The organism is Desulfogranum marinum, from assembly GCF_016918565.1.
In the GTDB taxonomy this organism is placed as follows: Bacteria; Desulfobacterota; Desulfobulbia; order Desulfobulbales; family Desulfobulbaceae; genus Desulfogranum; species Desulfogranum marinum.
This window is the reverse complement of the sequence record NZ_JAFFQD010000030.1, coordinates 1-17,704: the sequence shown is the minus strand read 5'-3', so window position 1 is coordinate 17,704 and position 17,704 is coordinate 1. Positions and strand designations below refer to the sequence as shown.

The window sequence follows — 17,704 nt, the reverse complement described above, 5'->3', positions numbered from 1 at the left end:
AAAACTGTTAATTTACTCCGAATTTTCACTGTTCAGCAGTTTTTCAACTACCAGCGGGACGCCTTTTTCAGGGGCTCTTGTTAAGGTGATGGCTCCATTTTTACATTTGTCGGCACAAACCCCGCAGCCAAGACATTGTGCAGTATCAACTGTAGCGCTCTGGTGACGTTCCCCTGCAATTGCCTGAAATTGACAGAAATGGACACATGCCAGGCATCCTTCACACAGTTCAGCATCGATGTTTGCTATATACCCGGATGATGCAAGCATTGGAGTACCATTCTTCATGGCTTGGATAGCCCCGCAGCAACAGCCACAGCAATTACAGATAGCATAAAATCGATTGAGCATGGCTTCTTTGAAAAAGGCATGCTGCACGTGGCCTCTTTTATGCTCTTGTTCAACAATGGTAAGAGCCTCAGCCTGTGTTATTTTTCTTGAGCGGTGAGGATGATGTTCCACAACAAAAGATGCAAAAGGCTCCCCAATAATTAAACAGACATCCACCGGCAGGCATGGAGTAGGACTTGATAATCTGCAGGGGCAGTCAAGGACAACAATATTTTCTGGATTTTTGAGAATAATGCTTCTTGCTTTGGTGTAAGGGATAACTTTTTCCAGATCATCAATGACTATTTCACGGTTTACTGTCACCAGTTTTTTGGCCTCATTTACGGAAATAACCTTGCCGTGGTAGGTGTCGCTGAAAGTGGTTTTTTTGTTCCCAGTTGTGAGGGTAGGTAAAAAATAGCTGATACGCTGAAAAAAACCGACCATCGGTCGGATAATTTTTGCAAGCGGATGATTTCCTTTGCCAATCCCTATATAGAGGTAGGTCCACCGTCCATACACGTAGCCGTGGATCCAATCCATCAGTGAAAACGAAGGGCTCTTCCAGGCTTCACGGATAAAAGCAATAGTCGATGGTCGGGGAAATATCCTGAATTTGCGCATTTTCAACCTCTGTATGGGATGAGGAGATACCTGCATTTTACTAAAACATCTATGCTTAAATGTACTCTCTCCTTATGAACTATACCATGATCCGCAGCTGCAGAAAAGTTAGGAAATGTTGACTTGCTGGCCTGTTATGGTATTAACTGGTTGGAATTATGTCGTTTGGAGAGTGGGTAAAGCTGTTTTTACGGAGTATAAATGCTTTGCTAAAGGTTGATAAAGTCCATTGAATTGATTTTAAGAAAAGGAGAGAGAGGATGCGTAAAAAAGAAGGCCTTACCGTTTTTTGGGGTAGTTATTTGTTGGCTGTGGGTGCTGTTGTATTATTTGCCACTGGAGCCGTTGCTGCTACGTATAAGATAGGCGCAATATTGGCGGAAACCGGTCCGGCTTCTTTTCTTGGCGGCCCGGAAAGCCGTTCGTTGCGTATGTTGGTTGACGATATTAATCAACGTGGCGGTATTAATGGCAATCAGGTCGAGCTGATTGTCAAGGATTCCGGAGGCAGTCCTGAAAAGGCCATATCTTTTGCCCGCCAACTTATTGAAGAAGAAAAAGTCTTTGCCATCATTGGTCCATCCACCAGTGGTGAAACTCTGAAAATTAAAAAGATATGTCAGCAGGGCAAAACTATTCTTATCTCGTGTGCTTCTGCAGAACTGATTGTTAATCCACTCGCCTCCTATGTCTTTAAGACGGCGCCAAGCGATAGCTATGCAGCACAACAGATTTTTATGACCATGCAGGATATGGGCATTACAAAAATTGCCGTATTGGCTGGAAATACAGGTTTTGGTAAGGCTGGGAAAAAGCAACTGGAAAAAATAGCTCCGGAATACAGCGTCGAGATTGTTGCTCAGGAGGTTTACGACAAGAAGACCACTGATCTCTCAGCGGTGGTTGCCAAACTTAAAGCTAACGAGAGCATTCAGGCGGTTATTAATTGGTCCATCGTTCCAGCTCAGTCAATCGTGGCTAAAAATATTCGCCAGGCAGGTTGGGATGTCCCTCTCTTCCAGAGTCATGGTTTTGCTAATATTAAATATGTGGAAGCTGCCGGAGCTGCTGCAGAGGGTATAATTTTTCCTGCGAGCAAATTAATGGTCGCCGAAAGCCTCCCCGCAGGAGATCAAAAAGATTTTCTCCTGAAGTATAAAGAAATGTATGAGAATAAATTTAATGAAGATATTTCTACTTTTGGCGGTCATTCCTATGATGCCATGAGTATTCTTGCCAAGGCCATTGAGCAGGGTGGGGACGATCGTGAAAAGGTACGCGCATCCATCGAAACCATCAAAGATATGATAGGTACTGCCGGTATCTTTAACTTTTCAGCAACAGACCATAATGGTCTGGGGCTCGATGCCTTTGCCATGCTGACCGTAAAGGACGGCAAGTTTGTTTTAATGAATGAGAAAAAGTAGTTTCTGTTTGTTGCCACATGGGGGACGATCATGGTATAGCTCCGTGCGTAAAAAAACAATATTGTTAACAGGCAACTTTTAAAAGGAACTACGAGGGATTTTTACCATGGAAAGAACATTTGCCATTATTAAACCAAATGCTTTTGCCGCCGGTAATGCCGGTAAAATAATTGATCGCATTTATGCTGAAGGGTTTGCCATTGTCGGTCTGAAAAAGCTCTATCTCAGCAAGCTGGAGGCCGAAGGGTTTTATCATGTCCACAGCGAAAGACCTTTTTTTGGTGAACTGACAGATTTTATGTCAAGCGGACCATGTATTGTGATGGTGCTTGAAGCAGAAGGTGCGATTAAAAAATGGCGCGATCTGATGGGTGCTACAAACCCTGCCGATGCTGAAGAGGGTACCCTTCGCAAAGAATTTGGTGATTCTCTGGAGGCAAATGCAACTCATGGTTCCGATGCACCGGAAACCGCTGCATTTGAGATTGGTTACTTTTTTTCAGGTCTTGAAATGCTGATGTAGTTCCTGTAGGCTCAGCACTAAAAAAGGCGGTCACCTGAAAGGTGACCGCCTTTTTTTTTTAGACAGCTTCAGTTGCTTCATCTATCAGGGATAAAAGAGAAATGTGGGTGGATATTGCCCTGCAGGGCAAGCCCTCTCTCGCACGTTTTGCTGGTTGATTTTATGTCTATTCCTTTGGCAATAGAGCCTAAATTATTAGCACCAGGTTGGCCACCTTTTCTGGAAAGGGAAGAGCGTAGAGCGAAAAAGAGATGTTACCTAAAATTTAGCTTACAATTGTATGAGCAAAGGCTATGGCCTTCTTTTTCGCTTCGCTGTCAAGATTTTCAGGGGTTGTACAAGAGCCAATGTATAGTTCTCCGGCATTGATCGCCTTATGCGGAGCCTGCAATTTTCGGAATGCTGCAAATACCGGTTCTGCATTGTTTTCGTACGGTCCGCCCCCGGTCATAAGCAGCGCCTGTCGTTGTCCTTCAACCAGCGAAGAATGTCCGGGTTGATGATACCCAGTGTAGAGGCTGTATGTTCTGTCGATAAATGATTTGAGAGGACCGGCCAACCCCCAAAAATAAAGCGGAGATGTGAAGATTACCAGGTCTGCAGCGACCATCTCGTCAAGGATAGGCCATGTGTCGTCTTTCTGGATGCAGTTAATTTTATCTGCTTCTTTTTTGCACTGGCCGCAGGCAAGGCAGCCTTTTATAGTTTTGTCATGCAAGGGAATAGAGGTGATTTCGTGTCCCATGGAGGTTACTTCGGAAACAACCCAATCGAGTATGGTGGCTGTGTTGCCTTTTTGCCTGGCTCCACCCTGAAGTGTAAGAATTTTCAAAATATCTTCCTTGTATAGTCTTTGTCGTCTGTATGTTGAGAAAACATGTAACTGTTCAGCAGTGCTCCAAATGTTCACAAACTGACCGATTTAGCAGATATGCCTCAACTTCCACGCATCGGTATGCTGAACGGGTAGATCGTGAAGGGTTGGGGTGCTCCCGAACAGATACGGAAAAAGAAGAACAGGCCCAATGCATGAAAGGGCTTTGCATTAAGGTTTGTTGCTACGGGTGTGTTTGTACAGGATAGTGTGGATTTGTCCAGTCAATTTGTGTTTGCTAAACGTTTTATCGCAATGCAATGGAACAGGGAAGAAATAAATTGTCCGTTGTTGCTTAGCTTATATCCTCAGCTCATTTTCTTGGTTAGCGTTTCCATTCGCCCGCTTTTTCTTTTTGGCTGCAAACTGGATCGAATATTTCTTCATTTTTCGCCAGAGTGTTGTTTTGTCTATGTTCAAATGGGCAGCTGTTTTTCCCCTGTGTCCGTTGAATTTGTGAAGTGCTGCCCATATGGCGCTGGCTTCTGCGTTTGAAAGAGGGTTTGCCTCACTCTCATCAGCTTTGCTGGTGTGTAAGGTGGACTCAACAATTTCTTCAGGCAGGCAGCCCACATCAATAATTGAATCCTGACACATGACAAAACAGTGTTCAATAATATTTTCAAGCTCTCTGATATTGCCTGGAAAGTCATACTGCATAAGAATTTTCAGCACAGCCGGAGTGGCGGCCTGAATATTCTTTTTTTGAGACTCTCTGAATTTGTCTATAAAATGCTGCACAAGCAAGGGTAAATCTTCTCGCCGCTTACAGAATGGAGGGAGTGCTATATTGATAACATTGAGACGAAAATAGAGGTCACTGCGAAAAATACCTTTAGTGACCTGTTCTTTCAGCTTTTTATTGGTCGCTGCAATGGTTCGTACGTTTGCTTTGAGGGTGGTGGTGCCGCCTAGTGGTTCATATTCTTTTTCCTGGAGCACACGCAAAAGTTTTGCCTGCAGGGCAGGGGATATATCACCGATTTCATCTAGAAAAAGGGTGCCGTTTTCTGCCATTGCAAAACGGCCCAGCTTATCTTTTGTAGCACCTGTAAAGGCCCCTTTTTTATAGCCGAATAATTCAGATTCCAACAAGGTGTCGGGCAGCGCTGCGCAGTTAATAGCTACAAAAGGGCCCTTTCTTGAGCTGAGGGTATGGATAGCGCGGGCAAAAAGTTCTTTGCCTGACCCGCTTTCACCTTCGATGAGTACCGTACTGGTACTTTTGGCTATTGTTGGCAAAGTTGAAAATATTTTTTGTATTCTGCTGTTTTTACTAATAATGTTTTGGAAATTGTATTTTTGCGGAATGTTTTTTCGTACATTGCCAAGGCTGGAGACATTACGGAATGTTTCCACGCCTCCAATAACAACCTGGTCGCCATCTTTCAGCACAGAGGTGTTAATGGCTATTTTTAAATCATCGCCATGAATGTCTTTGATAATCGATTTTTGGTTAACCATTTCCTTGCCGGTCTCAATGGATTTTTTGAGTGGACAGTCTGGTTTGGAGATGTTGGCTCCAAACAGGTTGAAGCACTTGGTGCCGATGGCCTCCTCCCGCTTAAAACCGGTTATCATTTCAGCAGCCCGGTTAAAGGAAGTTATTTCAAAATCATGATTAACAGTAAATGCACCGTCTGCAATGGACTCGAGGATGCAGGTGCTAAAGGTGTTATTGTTTTCAGGCAAATGACTGAGACAAGAGCCCGGACACGCTGATGTTAGATCGGACCCGGACTGGGCAGAAGCAACATTGTCAGCAGGCAATTTTTCTTCTGTCTCGTTCTTGATTTTTTGCTTTTCGATTGAGTCAGCTTTATCAGGAGCGTGCTTTTTGGGTTGCCTGGCTGCTGGGTATTTACTTTTCTGCATGAGAAATACCTTGGTGCGGAACCTGTAACCGCGTTGTTTCTATGCTTAGCACTGGTATTTCATCTGGTTGTTTAATGATGAGATAAGCGTGCAAGCAGTGGTCCCATTTTTTTTGGTTAGAACCATACTGTTCCTCTTTCTGTATTGTCTGCAACGACTAATGGGGGCAGCCGAGCTTGATAGATAGAGATAGTCTCCATACAAGATACCCGGTAGTACCAGCTGTCGTCAATACATGTGAAGTAACAGCTATGATAGAATATAAGGTCGATTGTTATCTTTACAAGCAATATCGATTGCTTAGTTCTTTATTGCCTGTCGTTTTATAGATGTGTAAAGTCGCGATTAAAATTAATTGTTTGCACAATTTTCATCTTGTCCGAAGACAAAAAAACTCGTCGGGCTACATTTTTTGCATCTTTAACCGTAACAGTCATCAGCAGTATAGAGACGAATTTCCATCCAACCTTTTTGGAAAATTGCTCATTTGTCCGATTTCTTGTTCTATCCACGATTTTATCCTCGGAGACAAGCATAGGCTCAGCTATTCAGCATACGTCTGCTGAAAAAAATCATCGTTGTTCTCGGAGTCGAGGGTTATCCATACTTTAAATTTTACCTAAATCTTGCCACCCTTCGGGATTGCCGATTTTACCGAATCTGTCTTGTTTGCGCACACTTGAAGTACTACAATACGTCTGCGTGTACGCAGCCTCGCACCTTCGGCAAACTTGGCAATTGCAGGATTTAGGTTTTAATAAAAGACTCATTAAAGCTCTGTGCAGACAGCGCCATCTCCGTCAGTATTATGCCGGCTACAATAGTCACCAACTATGCATCATTGCCAACAACAGTTTTGAATCTGACGCCATCTGAACTAATAAGCAATCCAGTTTAATCGTGGTGCTCCTCGTAGCCGGTAAACATGGCCTTGAAATGAGCAAGTGGTGTGTGTCCTAACGTCGCAAGATAACAATGGATAAATATAAATGAGGTGAAAAAGAAAAATATAAGGACATGGATAGTGTCGATAATTTTTATTCCACCCAGTAACATGACATATTCCTCGTACCCCTTTACCTTCCACAGAAATAGTCCGGATATCATTTGCGCGGGGAGAAGTACCATCATGATGACGAGGTATGCTTGCTGCTGAAGGGCATTAAATTTATTTTCAGGGGTCATTACGTGCGGATTGGGTTTACCGACAAAGAATCCGTAACCATAATACTGAGCCTGTTTGATTGCCATGGCGACCACGTTTCTAAGATCAGGAATATAAATTTTTATTTTCCCTGTCCCGAGGTAATAGGCAAACCAAATAAAATAGTTGGCGATAGCCGCAAATCCAACATAATTATGGATTGAGATAGCGCTACTCAGCGTCATGAATTCTAATGTTTCCGCGTACCTGATCTGGATTCCGGTAATTATCAGGACAATAAATGATGCCGCATTTATCCAGTGCCATATCCGGACAGGAACAGGGTGAATGTATATGAGTTTTTGATGATTCACTGAGGAACCTCCTTGTAAATTGAAAGAGAATAGAAAATGACTGTCACTGTTCTTTTCTTCTGTTGCGGAGCCTGACCGTTACAATTCTTAAAAAAAGATGACCAAATGCCCCCAGAATGCCGCCACCAAGAATAAGAATGCCTATTTTGTCCAACATTTTAATTTTGGTTCCACCCAGAAGGTAGAAGTGGCTTACATGGTAGCTCTCCAGCACCGAACGATCGATTGTATACCTTTCAACTGTGCCGTCATTATGTGGCAGGAGAATTGATACTTCGTTGAAGTAAGGCGAGTCGCCTGAATGACATTTTTCACAGTCATTTTGTGCAGCACCTCTGTTTATCTGGTGTGCTATTGGATGTATGTCGGCAACTAGTTCAGCCCGCAAGAGGGTGTGTATGTTCTGTTGCTTGAGCATGAAAAGCAAGTCCTCAAGTTCATCGCTATCGATGATTTTGTTGCCATTTTTGTCAATGGTGGCCATAAAGTTTTCACTGGTAAGACCAAGGGCCTTTAAGATTTGGTCACCGTCATAAAATTTATTGGTAACAAGATCATAAAAACGAAGATTGATGTATTTCGGTACATCAGGGGCGTGGCACACAACACATTCAACAAAGGCAAAGTGTGAATCGCCCGCCGGTAACCAGTCGTGGGAAAGATTGGGGTTGTGGCATTTCAGGCATTTAGTGTTTGCTCTTTCTGCTACCTGTACCCCTTCCATCGGCTTCACATAATGGTAATCATGGCAGGCATAACAACTCATGGTTACACCTTTTTTACGGATTTTCATGTGCACACTGTTTTGGAACTCTGTTCCGGACTCTTCGTGGCACTCGGTACAGGATACAGGCTGTAGCTCCGCCTTATGGGGTATATCTTCATCCCAGTTGAGTTCCTCTATGTCAGTGTGGCAGTCAACACAGGTTATGCCGTTTATGTTGTGGATCGAATGTTCAAATTTTTCTTCATCCACATACATGGATTCTGTAATCGCGGTTTGCAGGATGTTGTCAGTACTTTCCTTGGTAAGCGTTTCATCGGAATGACACTCAAAGCATTCTGAATTTTCAGTCGCCCTGAGTGGCGTTGGGTAAAGCCAGGATGCAAGCATAAGGGAACATCCCAGGTGCAACATACAGCGGGTTACTTTTTTCATGGCATGGTTTCTCCTGGTAGACTCCCATCTGTTGTTTGGAGCCTGGTGAGTAAAGTGAAGTGGTTTAACATTTTTTATATGCTGTTATTTATCTTGTCCGGTCGCTGACAACTATCTTGCCCGGCATTTCACTCGTTGTATAACTGTCATTACTTTTGTGAAGCAAAAGGCGTCCTTGCTAGAGTTTGTACTGATCTTTCCACTGGCTTACCCTGCGTTGAAAGGTACGCAGCTTGTTGTCGGAAAATCTACCTGGATGTTCTTTCTGCAAATGTTTAAATAAAGTATTTGCGGTCAACCTCGGATTTTCCTTTAAAAGCGGTACAACCTCCTCGCCCCATACCTCAGCAAAAGAATCGGGGTGGGTTCTCCAGTTTCTCTTTTTATTATTAATGGGTTGGAATTCCCCTTTTTCAATCCTGCGACCAGACCTTTCCGATATACCGGCGATGGCAGCAGCCGTTTTTTGGGTTTTGCCGTTGTCGCGTGCTTCCTTATACAGTTTTATTTGTTCTATATTGATGGGCTTGCCAGACACGCGAAACCTCCATTCACAAAAGATGTTTCTTGGCCGATATGCAGCAAATACAATCGGCCATTTTAATTGCCATTTATCGGCCATTGTAATTGTCATCTGTAAGGCACAATACAACGTGTCGATACATACAGTTTGCATTTCATGTGCCACCTTCTGTTGTGCGTAAAATCAGTGAGATGGAGTGGGCGTTGCTGAAAGATGTTGCAACGATGCAATCCTTTTTTTAAGAAATGCTTGCAAAAATGCAATCGTTGCAAGTCGTGTAGGTAAGCTGAAATAGTGGAGTAGTAGCTCAGCTCCGAGGATATAATTTTGAGCATATCGAGATTAGGAGAGAAAGCTGTTATTCAAGATGCGCAGAGGTAAAATGCACAGCCTCTTCATAAAGTTGTCAGGGTATGGTGGCAGCAAGGTAGCAGGTTGATAGTTGCTGACTGTATGTTCAACACAAAGGGGGTGTGTAGTTGTTTATAGCATTGACGTAATCTTGAATCCGGGACGGCACAGAATAATGTGTAGGAAAAATCAGGATGATGGTGCGGAAAAAGGCAGTTTTACTGTTGCAGATGCAATCAGCAAAACTGCCTGGGAAAAAGTAAGGTGAAAAAGAAAGTGTTTATTGTTCGTTGTGTAACAGATTGTATTTTTTACTGTATTAAACCGGCATCATATGGCCGCTTGCTCCTGTTTCTGTTTCTAGCTTTTTATCAATAGAATATCCGATCAATCCATAGCAATGGGCAAACAGAACTGCATTTACAATATTGATTATAACTAGTTGAGGCGCACTGATAACTGAATTAAGTTCAAGTACTCCGCTGCCGAGCAAGCATAAAAAGCCTATTGATCCATGTGTTAAATTGGCTATAAGTCCTATTAATCCCAGCAACTTTCCGATCAAAGGAATATACGTCATTTGTAATAAACCGAGACTTACCGGAGCAACGACTAGTCCAAAAGCGATACCATTAATCAACCATCTGTGCTTAACTTGGAAGTGCTTTGTAAGTTGTATGCTTGACAGGGGGATGATTGCAAGAAAAATTAACCATTGACTCATGACGCGTCTCCAATCTTTTGTAATTAGTCAGTATAATCACCTGGGATGTTTTAAATTCCGGATGATTACCCTTAAATTGTCTTCATGAATAAGTTCATGAAAAATTTTCTTTAGTTGTTTTATTCACTGCACGTACTGTGCCAATGAGTTTTTTGTAGCTTTATGTATAATATTCAGTAGGTTATGCGTTGCATGGTTGTTTGGAGTATTGCAATAAATGATTGCAGAACTGCAATGAAAGGGTGAAAAGAAGGAAATGCGTGCACTGGTCAGGATGCATCTTGAGTGAAAAACAACCTGTTTTTTTCAGATCTCAGCCGGTAAGTCCTGTTGCTGAAAAGGAAAAATGGCACACTATGTAGAGTGGCTGGTGGGGGAATGCAAAATAGCTTGTGGGGTAGCAGGTTCAGCAGTATGTATCATGGATATATATGCCTGGAAAGAGTGTCGCCTCAGGCTCTATGCGTTCACCTCTACCCTGGCCTGTCCATGAAAAAATCCACAGTTCTCTATTGTCTTGCCGGAAATAAAACCTACTGTAATTATTGTCCCGGCTACTGCTGCTACCGTTTGCAAGGGTCAACGCTCTATCTGGATGCCATTGATATCAATCGGATAGCCCGCCATTTTCACATTACTGATGGGACGGTTAGGCTACGGTATATGGAAGGAAAAAATACCTTCAAGGTCAGGGAAGACGGCTCTTGTATTTTCCTCAACAATAACAAGTTTCATGCCCGCTGTATGATTCACACTGCCCGCCCCAGACAGTGCCGTGAGTTTCCGTATGAGCGCCCCTGTCCATATCTGGAACGTGAAGATTTGCTGGAAACTATCCAGCCCCGCATAGAACAGTATATAGCAGACCGTTTTAAGAGCGGTTCTTAATCTGCTGAAAGCTTCATTGGCTCCGGGAGATACTTTGGATTGCTCAGGACAGCGTCAGGCAACTGATCCAAGGATATGTTGCCTTTTTTTCATAGATTGTATGCCAAGGAGATAGCGCAGCCTTTGATCAGGCTGCCGGTGGAAAAATACATGCAATCAGTCCGCTGGCTGCTTAGGCCAATAATCGGCAGAGTAGCTTGCGTAATCAGGAAATAAAATAAATTGCTTTTTTTATCATTACTCATTAGTACTTGCTCATTCCGATTGGGGTGTTCTGCACTAGTGGCAGGGCTGAGATCATACCCATCGAACCTGATACAGTTCATACTGTCGCAGGGAATTCGGAGATCGCTTTCCCCGCCGGAATTTTTCCAGCCTCCTGCAAAGCCTTCCCGCCTTTCCCCGACAGTCTCGTTGTTTTTAATCGTTGCCGATGCAAAAGGAGATTGTGCATGAAAAGCGGAGAAGCTCTAACCCGTTCCCCCAAAGGTGGGGAGCAAAGCGTTTCTGTCATACAAAGATACAGTCATTATATCAGTCAGTTGGGTCCGGCATGGATCATCGGTGCCGTGGCCTGCGGGCCGGCAACCCTGGCCAGCGTAGCCATTGCCGGAGCAACATACGGCTACAAGATGCTGTGGGTGGTAATCTTGAGTGCTGTATTCGGCACCACCGCACAGTATCTGGCTGCCAGGGTCGGTATCCTGGAAGGAATGGGCATAATTGAGGCAACGGAAAAATACTTAGGCAAAAGCTGGGCATGGATACTCACCATTGACGCACTCCTGGCCACCTGGCTGGCCGCCATGTTCCTCATGAACGCCCTTGCAGGCGTAACCTCACTGGTGACCGGCCTGGAAACCCCATACTGGGGAGTTGTATACGGCATACTGATCACTCTTTTTCTGGTGCGCAAAGGATATCGGAAATTTGAAACAGTTTGCAAAATCCTGGTTATCTTTGTTGTGGCATGTTTTGTGGCGACCCTTTTTATGGCAGATCTCTCGGCCGCAGGAATCTTGGGGGGAATTCTTCCTAATCTGCCGGGCGGCATTGATGCGGCCCTGATGATGGCGGCTATCATGGGCGGTGCGGTTCACATCACCATTATCGGGATGCATACCTACAATACCAATGCCAGAGATTGGAAACCTAAAGACCTGCCCCTGGCAAGATTCGACACCGTAACCTCAATGGGGATGGCTTTTGGTCTCTACAGTGTCGCTATTTTTCTGGTAGCTGCAGCCGTACTTCATCCCAATGGAATTGGAGTGAAAAGGGCAACAGACGCAGCATTGGCTCTACAGCCTCTTTTAGGGGACAGTGCCATGAAAATTTTCATGATCGGCCTCTGGGCTGCAACGCTGTCCACCCTTTCTCCCACCTTTATGGCTGGAGCATATTTCATTTCCGGGAAAATGGGATGGGCACAGAATGTTAAGGATAAGCGTTTTGCAGGAGCGGTTTTTGCCGGATGTTTGGTGAGTATGCTCGGTCCCTTTGTCAAGGGCAGCTTTTTCCTCCTGCTCCCATTGATGCTTGCCCTGGGCCTTACTGGCACCCCGTTGGTCATCGCGATTATTCTCTACCTGCTCAACCGATCAGGCTGCACCGTCAAGAATTCGGCTTTACTCAATTTTATGGGTGGCCTCACTTTGTTGGTGACCTCCTTTCTTGCCGTCAGGTTTCTTCTTACTCAATTTGGGATTATGTAATGCAGGATGTCGATATTCAACACTATCTTAACAGGCAGACCCTGATTGCCGGTGATGTTAACTCCGGCAAGACCACCAAGACCACTACGGTCCTGGAGCAGTTCCTCCATGCTGGATACGGTGAGCAGATAGTAGTGCTGGATTTGTCTCCAGATCCTGTTCAAGGGATCGGCGGAAAGCTGCCCCTTGGTCCAGGAACGCCTGTTATGTACCTGACCACCCAGATTATTGCGCCCCGCCTTATGGGCAGGGATGCGGAGCATACCCTTGAGCTGGCGGCTGAGAACGCTCGTAAAATAGAAGGATTGTTTGCGGAGTTTGCTGGGCAGAAGCGGGATATTTTGTTTGTTAACGATGCAACCCTTTATCTCCAAGCCGGTAATTATGACCTGTTTCTTGAAACGTTGGCAAAAAGTTCAACTCGAATTATTAACGCCTACTATGGGATTACGTTTGCAGATTCAGAGCTGACCAAGCGGGAAAGAACGTTGACCGAAGCCTTAATGGGCGTCAGTGATGAAGTTATCCGTATGTAAAAGGAGTATTACTCGTAATGTCGTTTTGGAGGAGCAAGTAGTTTGGGAGGTGGTTGAGCGTTTTCTATGGCTATGAACAGTGTTGAACGCATTTATTTTCAAAACAGAGGCAATTCATGGCAACCAAAAAAGCACTCATCGTGGGGGCAACCGGACTTATCGGCGGGTACTGCCTCCAGGCACTCCTCAAGGACCCAGCGTATGCAGGGGTCATTGCTCTTGTAAGAAGTCCTCAGCCCACGACCCATCTTAAGCTCAAAACAGTATATGCACGATTTGATAACCTGGAGCCTGCGCTGGCAGGGATAGAGGTGCATGATGTCTTTTGCTGTTTGGGAACCACGATTAAAAAAGCCGGATCTCAACAAGCCTTTAGAGAGGTAGACTTTACTCTGGTGCTTACAATAGCTGAGCTGATGAGAAAAAAAGGTGCAATCCAATTTCTGGTAATCTCTTCGATGGGTGCCGATAAAAACGCAAAGGTATTCTATAGCCGGGTGAAGGGGGAGATGGAAACGGCGCTCAAGCATGTGGGGTATCCGTGCTTACGTATTATTCGACCATCGTTGCTGCTGGGATCCAGAAAAGAATTCCGCCTGGGAGAGAAAGTAGGAACACTGTTAACTCCCGTGCTGCAACTGCTTTTGCGGGGGCCGCTGGGGAAATATCAACCAGTCCAGGCAGAAGCAGTTGCTCGCTTTATGGTAATGGTGGCTCATCAAGAACCATCGTCCGGCGTCCATGTGTACGAATCGGATATGATTTGCCGACCAAAAGGAATGAAAAGGCAAAAGGATCAAAAATAGTGGTTTCGGCAAGTAAGCCCCAACCCTATGGGTACCTTTTCCTCGCCACAAGATAATGAGCGTCCACCTTCTTCTCTGCTTCTGTAACCAGAAGCCACCACCCGACCTGGAATTGTTCATTTCCCCTGTAGCCTGTATTTTGTTTGACTTGAAATAGCGACAGATGTATCGTCTAATCTGTTGAACTTACATGACAACCTGGTTCCTCCAGGTGTCCATTGTCATTTTCAAGTGGAGACAATTATGCAATCTTTACGATCAGTATCTTACCTCTCTCTCTTGTTGCTCCTCCTTTCCTGCCCAATCTACGCAGCGTCTGCCGACAACACAATCAACGGCAATGCCGGGTCAACCCTTTTTGCGCAAAGTTTTGGCGCATTCAATGAACCCTGGGCTATGACCTTTCTACCTGATGGAAACCTCCTGGTAACGGAGAAACCCGGCACTTTACTCCTCGTCAACCTGGATGATCGCTCAACAATAACCGTAGAAGGTGTACCTGAAGTAGCTTACGGGGGGCAGGGTGGTCTGGGTGATATAATCCTCCATCCTCAGTACGAGGAGAACCACTGGGTATACTTTTCGTATGCTGAGGAGGATGCATATGGAAAAAGGGGTGCTGTCGTTGCCCGGGCCACATTCCGTCCTGCTTCTGCCAAGCCAAAACTGGAAAACGTGGAAGTCATCTGGCGGCAGACACCGAAAGTATCAGGGAGTGGGCATTACTCACATCGGTTGGCATTCAGCCCAGATGGAAAATTATTCATCACTTCCGGTGAACGGCAAAAACAGAAGCCGGCCCAAAGCTGGACCCAAGACTTGGGCAAAGTTATCAGGCTCAACGCAGACGGCTCAGTGCCCGCAGATAACCCGTTTCAGGACAAGGGCGAACTCGCGAAAACCTTCTGGTCCCTGGGGCATCGCAATCTGCTTGGTATTGCTTTTGATGGGCAGGGGCGACTGTGGACACACGAAATGGGCCCAAGGCACGGTGATGAATTTAACCTTACTGTTGCTGGGGATAATTACGGTTGGCCAATTGTTTCCTGGGGCGATCAATACTCAGGTATTCCCATCCCTGACCATGACACGCGTCCGGAATTCAATGCACCAGAGGTCTACTGGGTGCCCACCGTTGCTCCCTCAGGACTGATTATTTACAATGGTTCGCTCTTTCCAGCCTGGCAGGGGAATGCCTTTCTCGGCGGACTCAGGTCAGAATCTCTCGTACGAATCAAGATTGAAGGCGACCAGGCCGAAGAGGTCGAACGTTTTTCCATGGGCAAACGGATACGGGAGGTTGAGCAAGGACCCAAAGGTGCCATATGGGTGCTGGAGGATAAAAAAGGTGGTCGTTTGCTTCGGCTTACCCCGCAGGAGTAACCATGGGGTAACAAATGTGCATGGTGTGGACAGGATGTTCAGGGAAAGTAATCACACCGTTTACCCCAATAAAAGTAAAAAGTAAAGGTGTTCAATTATTTAATTTTGAGGATCCTTTTTTCATGTTGCGCATTTCAATATTAGTTATCGTGGAAAGCTGGGTGGATGGAGTAATAAATGGATATAGTTTTCCTCTTCGGACTCCATGATATTCAATATTATGAAAAACATGTCCAGCTATAAGGCAATATTATTATGGATCTTTTCCATGTATTGCACTGTTGGACACTCCAAAAATAGATAAACGGCATCAATAAACTTACCCCAATCAATGACCGCCTCGAAAAACCAAATTATAAAAGAATTGCTGATATCAATAACCTTGCTAGCAGCTTATCGATTGATGCTAATGATACCTATGCCATTTGTTGATTTAGGGGGACTCTACTCATTTTCAGAAACAATAGGCGGCTCATTTCTGGGCAATGATTTCTTTAGCCATATTTCAATTACAGCATTGGGTATCATGCCATTTGTTTCTGCCTATATTTTGGTTGAATTACTCTCACTTTTTATTCCATTTCTGAAAAAACATCGTACGGGTGAATATTATGGAAGAAAAGTGCTGAAAAAATATGCAATGGGGCTAACTCTAATATTAAGTGTAGTTCAGGGATACTTTATCATTCATGGTTTAAAAGGCATGCTATCTCCTTCTGGAGTGAAAATTTTAAACCTCTCCAATAATATGCAATTTTTTGCACTTTTAGCAACATTAGTAACTGCAGTATTTGTTCTCCTATTTTTAGCAGAAATTATCACAAAATTTGGAATTGGTAATGGAATTTCTTTATTAATTTTTTCGGGCGCATGTTTTAATTTGTTTGACAATTTTTTAAAATTCTTTGACCACACAAGTGAATTTCAGCAAAACTTTTTTTACGTCGTCGTTTTTGCCCTTGTAGTCATATTTCTTTTTGTCTTCATACCAATCGTCTTGGTAAAAACAACATTTTCAATACCACTGAAACACAGCTCAGATGAGTCTGTTTCAAACTTCTTCAAACTAAGCTCTTGCCTGTCAGGCAAAGAGATAATCGGTTATGCAACCTCCTTACTAATGCTGCCTGCGACTCTATTTTCTTTCATGGGTGGTTTTGAATCATTTGCAAACTCATTATACCCAGGGTCTTTTTCTTATTACTTTTTTTCTTGCATTTTAGTCATATTATTAAGCTACTTGTTTGGCTGGTCGTTTTTAAGCCCAAATAAAAGATTCGAGACTCTAAAACAATGGGGGTGGAATTCAGAAGGGAATCAGAACTTTTCAATTGATTCTATAAAAAAGAAATTCCTATTCATGAACTTGCCTTGGACAATATTTCTTTGCGCAGTACTCATCTTGCCAACCATCACAATTACTGGTTTTAATATCCCATTTTACCTTGGTGGCACATCTTTAATTATAGTAGCGGTTATTAGTTTAGATTTTGTATCACGATTTAGACTTTGGAATGAAAATATCCACGATAAAGCATACAAAATTGCAGAGTTTCAAGATCTACATCATGCCACTATGATCAAAAATCACCTTATCGATGAAAATATCAAGTTTTACTTACAAGGGTATTATCATAGACATTTGCTATATTTCTTTGGCCCATATATACCTATAAATCTCATGATTCCGGCATATGAGGCAGAACGAGTAATAGAAATTATTTCTCGTTATTATGGTGGGTTAGGTTTAAAGAAACGATAAAATGTCCAACAAACCATTCCAGCGGACCCGAAAAAGCGCCGGCCGCTGAATTCAACGTTAGGAGTAAAATGGGGTCAGACCCCGTTTTACTTTTTTTAACCTTCAAACTGAAGGTTCATTCATTGCGCTCATGAAGGGCCTTTGGGGAAAGACGTTGCACAGGTGCCGATACTGGCGCCCATAAAAGAGGATGCGCTCATATTTTTCTTTACATCCTTGCTTTTGCATGCAGGACAAGTGATCCCCTTTTCTTTACCTGACAAAACAACTCTCTCAAACTCTTTACCACATTGTTTACACGTATATTCCAAAATAGGCATGGGTAAAACTCCCTCATTCGTAGATAAAATAATCATCCAAAATATACTTTGATATTAAAACGAAGTCCTTCGTGCTGTTGATCAATAGGGCAGCTTTTCATCCCAGGTATGCTACGACAGACGCCGGTAACAAGGAGAAACATAATGAACATGCAATCAATACAAACAATTTTACTGAGTATTGTTGTCGTATTGTTTGTGGCTATTAGCCCTGGAGTTACTGCTCAAACAATGAAGATGGGTGCATCCGACGTTTATGGAATCATTTAACACGCCGAATCCTCTTCTCTCGTGAGACCCTTTTTTCCTGCGCACTTTTCTCATACTGATCAAAGAACGAATCAAATTTTGAGTTATACTTGGCGC

17 protein-coding genes and 1 riboswitch are annotated in these 17,704 nt (G+C 43.9%); of the genes, 9 read left to right on the top strand and 8 right to left on the bottom strand.

Features of this window, described 5'->3' with window-relative positions; all coding sequences use genetic code 11:
* Window positions 1–12: 12 nt before the first annotated feature.
* Entirely contained in the window at window positions 13–954 is a 942-nt protein-coding gene (locus JWH17_RS15770) for a 4Fe-4S binding protein (RefSeq protein ID WP_205223598.1), read from the bottom strand.
* Window positions 955–1,214: 260 nt separating this feature from the next.
* On the opposite strand from JWH17_RS15770, the gene JWH17_RS15765 reads away from it, so the two are divergent.
* Window positions 1,215–2,381 (top strand): ABC transporter substrate-binding protein, encoded by a 1,167-nt coding sequence (locus JWH17_RS15765; protein ID WP_205223597.1) that lies wholly within the window; start codon window positions 1,215–1,217, stop codon window positions 2,379–2,381.
* A 106-nt stretch (window positions 2,382–2,487) separates the two neighbouring features.
* On the top strand, window positions 2,488–2,904 hold the full coding sequence (ndk, locus tag JWH17_RS15760) for a nucleoside-diphosphate kinase (protein WP_205223596.1): 417 nt from the start codon (window positions 2,488–2,490) through the stop codon (window positions 2,902–2,904).
* Between the two features lie 265 nt (window positions 2,905–3,169).
* On the opposite strand, the gene JWH17_RS15755 is transcribed toward ndk, so the two are convergent.
* From JWH17_RS15755 to JWH17_RS15730, 6 genes are all read right to left on the bottom strand, one after another.
* On the bottom strand, window positions 3,170–3,736 hold the full coding sequence (locus tag JWH17_RS15755; RefSeq protein WP_205223595.1) for a flavodoxin family protein: 567 nt from the start codon (window positions 3,734–3,736) through the stop codon (window positions 3,170–3,172).
* A 342-nt stretch (window positions 3,737–4,078) separates the two neighbouring features.
* Window positions 4,079–5,653 carry a sigma-54 interaction domain-containing protein gene (locus tag JWH17_RS15750; protein ID WP_205223594.1) on the bottom strand — a complete coding sequence of 525 codons (1,575 nt, stop codon included), beginning with the start codon at window positions 5,651–5,653 and terminating at the stop codon, window positions 4,079–4,081.
* A gap of 894 nt (window positions 5,654–6,547) precedes the next feature.
* A complete protein-coding gene (locus tag JWH17_RS15745; protein WP_205223593.1) occupies window positions 6,548–7,171 on the bottom strand; it encodes a cytochrome b/b6 domain-containing protein in 624 nt (207 codons plus the stop codon).
* A 43-nt stretch (window positions 7,172–7,214) separates the two neighbouring features.
* Window positions 7,215–8,330 (bottom strand): cytochrome c3 family protein, encoded by a 1,116-nt coding sequence (locus JWH17_RS15740; RefSeq protein WP_205223592.1) that lies wholly within the window; start codon window positions 8,328–8,330, stop codon window positions 7,215–7,217.
* A 178-nt stretch (window positions 8,331–8,508) separates the two neighbouring features.
* The gene (locus JWH17_RS15735; protein WP_205223591.1) at window positions 8,509–9,006 is read right to left on the bottom strand and encodes a hypothetical protein; all 498 of its coding nucleotides are present in this window, start codon (window positions 9,004–9,006) and stop codon (window positions 8,509–8,511) included.
* Window positions 9,007–9,523: 517 nt separating this feature from the next.
* Window positions 9,524–9,928 (bottom strand): hypothetical protein, encoded by a 405-nt coding sequence (locus tag JWH17_RS15730; protein ID WP_205223590.1) that lies wholly within the window; start codon window positions 9,926–9,928, stop codon window positions 9,524–9,526.
* Window positions 9,929–10,274: 346 nt separating this feature from the next.
* Between JWH17_RS15730 and JWH17_RS15725 the strand changes: the two genes are divergently transcribed.
* The 7 genes from JWH17_RS15725 to JWH17_RS15695 all read left to right on the top strand — a co-directional run bounded on the left by JWH17_RS15725 (window position 10,275) and on the right by JWH17_RS15695 (window position 17,018).
* Window positions 10,275–10,421, top strand: a complete 147-nt coding sequence (locus JWH17_RS15725; protein WP_205223589.1) for a hypothetical protein — start codon at window positions 10,275–10,277, stop codon at window positions 10,419–10,421.
* Window positions 10,418–10,816 carry a YkgJ family cysteine cluster protein gene (locus JWH17_RS15720; RefSeq protein ID WP_205223588.1) on the top strand — a complete coding sequence of 133 codons (399 nt, stop codon included), beginning with the start codon at window positions 10,418–10,420 and terminating at the stop codon, window positions 10,814–10,816. Before JWH17_RS15725 ends, JWH17_RS15720 begins: the two co-directional genes overlap by 4 nt.
* Before the next feature lie 255 nt (window positions 10,817–11,071).
* Window positions 11,072–11,173, top strand: a riboswitch (TPP riboswitch).
* A gap of 95 nt (window positions 11,174–11,268) precedes the next feature.
* On the top strand, window positions 11,269–12,531 hold the full coding sequence (locus JWH17_RS15715; RefSeq protein ID WP_205223587.1) for an NRAMP family divalent metal transporter: 1,263 nt from the start codon (window positions 11,269–11,271) through the stop codon (window positions 12,529–12,531).
* Window positions 12,531–13,067 (top strand): hypothetical protein, encoded by a 537-nt coding sequence (locus JWH17_RS15710; protein WP_205223586.1) that lies wholly within the window; start codon window positions 12,531–12,533, stop codon window positions 13,065–13,067. The genes JWH17_RS15715 and JWH17_RS15710 overlap by 1 nt, the downstream gene beginning before the upstream one ends.
* Before the next feature lie 116 nt (window positions 13,068–13,183).
* Window positions 13,184–13,873 carry an NAD(P)H-binding protein gene (locus JWH17_RS15705; RefSeq protein ID WP_205223585.1) on the top strand — a complete coding sequence of 230 codons (690 nt, stop codon included), beginning with the start codon at window positions 13,184–13,186 and terminating at the stop codon, window positions 13,871–13,873.
* Between the two features lie 243 nt (window positions 13,874–14,116).
* Entirely contained in the window at window positions 14,117–15,256 is a 1,140-nt protein-coding gene (locus tag JWH17_RS15700; RefSeq protein ID WP_205223584.1) for a PQQ-dependent sugar dehydrogenase, read from the top strand.
* 331 nt (window positions 15,257–15,587) lie between these two features.
* Window positions 15,588–17,018: a preprotein translocase subunit SecY gene (locus tag JWH17_RS15695; protein ID WP_205223583.1), complete on the top strand. Its 1,431-nt coding sequence runs from the start codon at window positions 15,588–15,590 to the stop codon at window positions 17,016–17,018.
* Between the two features lie 128 nt (window positions 17,019–17,146).
* Here JWH17_RS15695 and JWH17_RS24665 read toward each other — a convergent pair whose 3' ends face one another.
* Window positions 17,147–17,338 (bottom strand): FmdB family zinc ribbon protein, encoded by a 192-nt coding sequence (locus JWH17_RS24665; RefSeq protein WP_205223652.1) that lies wholly within the window; start codon window positions 17,336–17,338, stop codon window positions 17,147–17,149.
* Window positions 17,339–17,704: the final 366 nt, after the last annotated feature.

Excerpts from the sequence above, each read along its gene's own strand:
- JWH17_RS15770 (WP_205223598.1), bottom strand. The coding sequence starts at position 954 with ATGCGCAAATTCAGGATATTTCCCCGACCATCGACTATTGCTTTTATC.
- JWH17_RS15765 (WP_205223597.1), top strand. The coding sequence starts at position 1,215 with ATGCGTAAAAAAGAAGGCCTTACCGTTTTTTGGGGTAGTTATTTGTTG.
- ndk (WP_205223596.1), top strand. The coding sequence starts at position 2,488 with ATGGAAAGAACATTTGCCATTATTAAACCAAATGCTTTTGCCGCCGGT.
- JWH17_RS15750 (WP_205223594.1), bottom strand. The coding sequence starts at position 5,653 with ATGCAGAAAAGTAAATACCCAGCAGCCAGGCAACCCAAAAAGCACGCT.
- JWH17_RS15740 (WP_205223592.1), bottom strand. The coding sequence starts at position 8,330 with ATGAAAAAAGTAACCCGCTGTATGTTGCACCTGGGATGTTCCCTTATG.
- JWH17_RS15735 (WP_205223591.1), bottom strand. The coding sequence starts at position 9,006 with ATGCAAACTGTATGTATCGACACGTTGTATTGTGCCTTACAGATGACA.
- JWH17_RS15730 (WP_205223590.1), bottom strand. The coding sequence starts at position 9,928 with ATGAGTCAATGGTTAATTTTTCTTGCAATCATCCCCCTGTCAAGCATA.
- JWH17_RS15725 (WP_205223589.1), top strand. The coding sequence starts at position 10,275 with ATGGCACACTATGTAGAGTGGCTGGTGGGGGAATGCAAAATAGCTTGT.
- JWH17_RS15720 (WP_205223588.1), top strand. The coding sequence starts at position 10,418 with ATGAAAAAATCCACAGTTCTCTATTGTCTTGCCGGAAATAAAACCTAC.
- JWH17_RS15715 (WP_205223587.1), top strand. The coding sequence starts at position 11,269 with ATGAAAAGCGGAGAAGCTCTAACCCGTTCCCCCAAAGGTGGGGAGCAA.
- JWH17_RS15710 (WP_205223586.1), top strand. The coding sequence starts at position 12,531 with ATGCAGGATGTCGATATTCAACACTATCTTAACAGGCAGACCCTGATT.
- JWH17_RS15705 (WP_205223585.1), top strand. The coding sequence starts at position 13,184 with ATGGCAACCAAAAAAGCACTCATCGTGGGGGCAACCGGACTTATCGGC.
- JWH17_RS15700 (WP_205223584.1), top strand. The coding sequence starts at position 14,117 with ATGCAATCTTTACGATCAGTATCTTACCTCTCTCTCTTGTTGCTCCTC.
- JWH17_RS15695 (WP_205223583.1), top strand. The coding sequence starts at position 15,588 with ATGACCGCCTCGAAAAACCAAATTATAAAAGAATTGCTGATATCAATA.
- JWH17_RS24665 (WP_205223652.1), bottom strand. The coding sequence starts at position 17,338 with ATGCCTATTTTGGAATATACGTGTAAACAATGTGGTAAAGAGTTTGAG.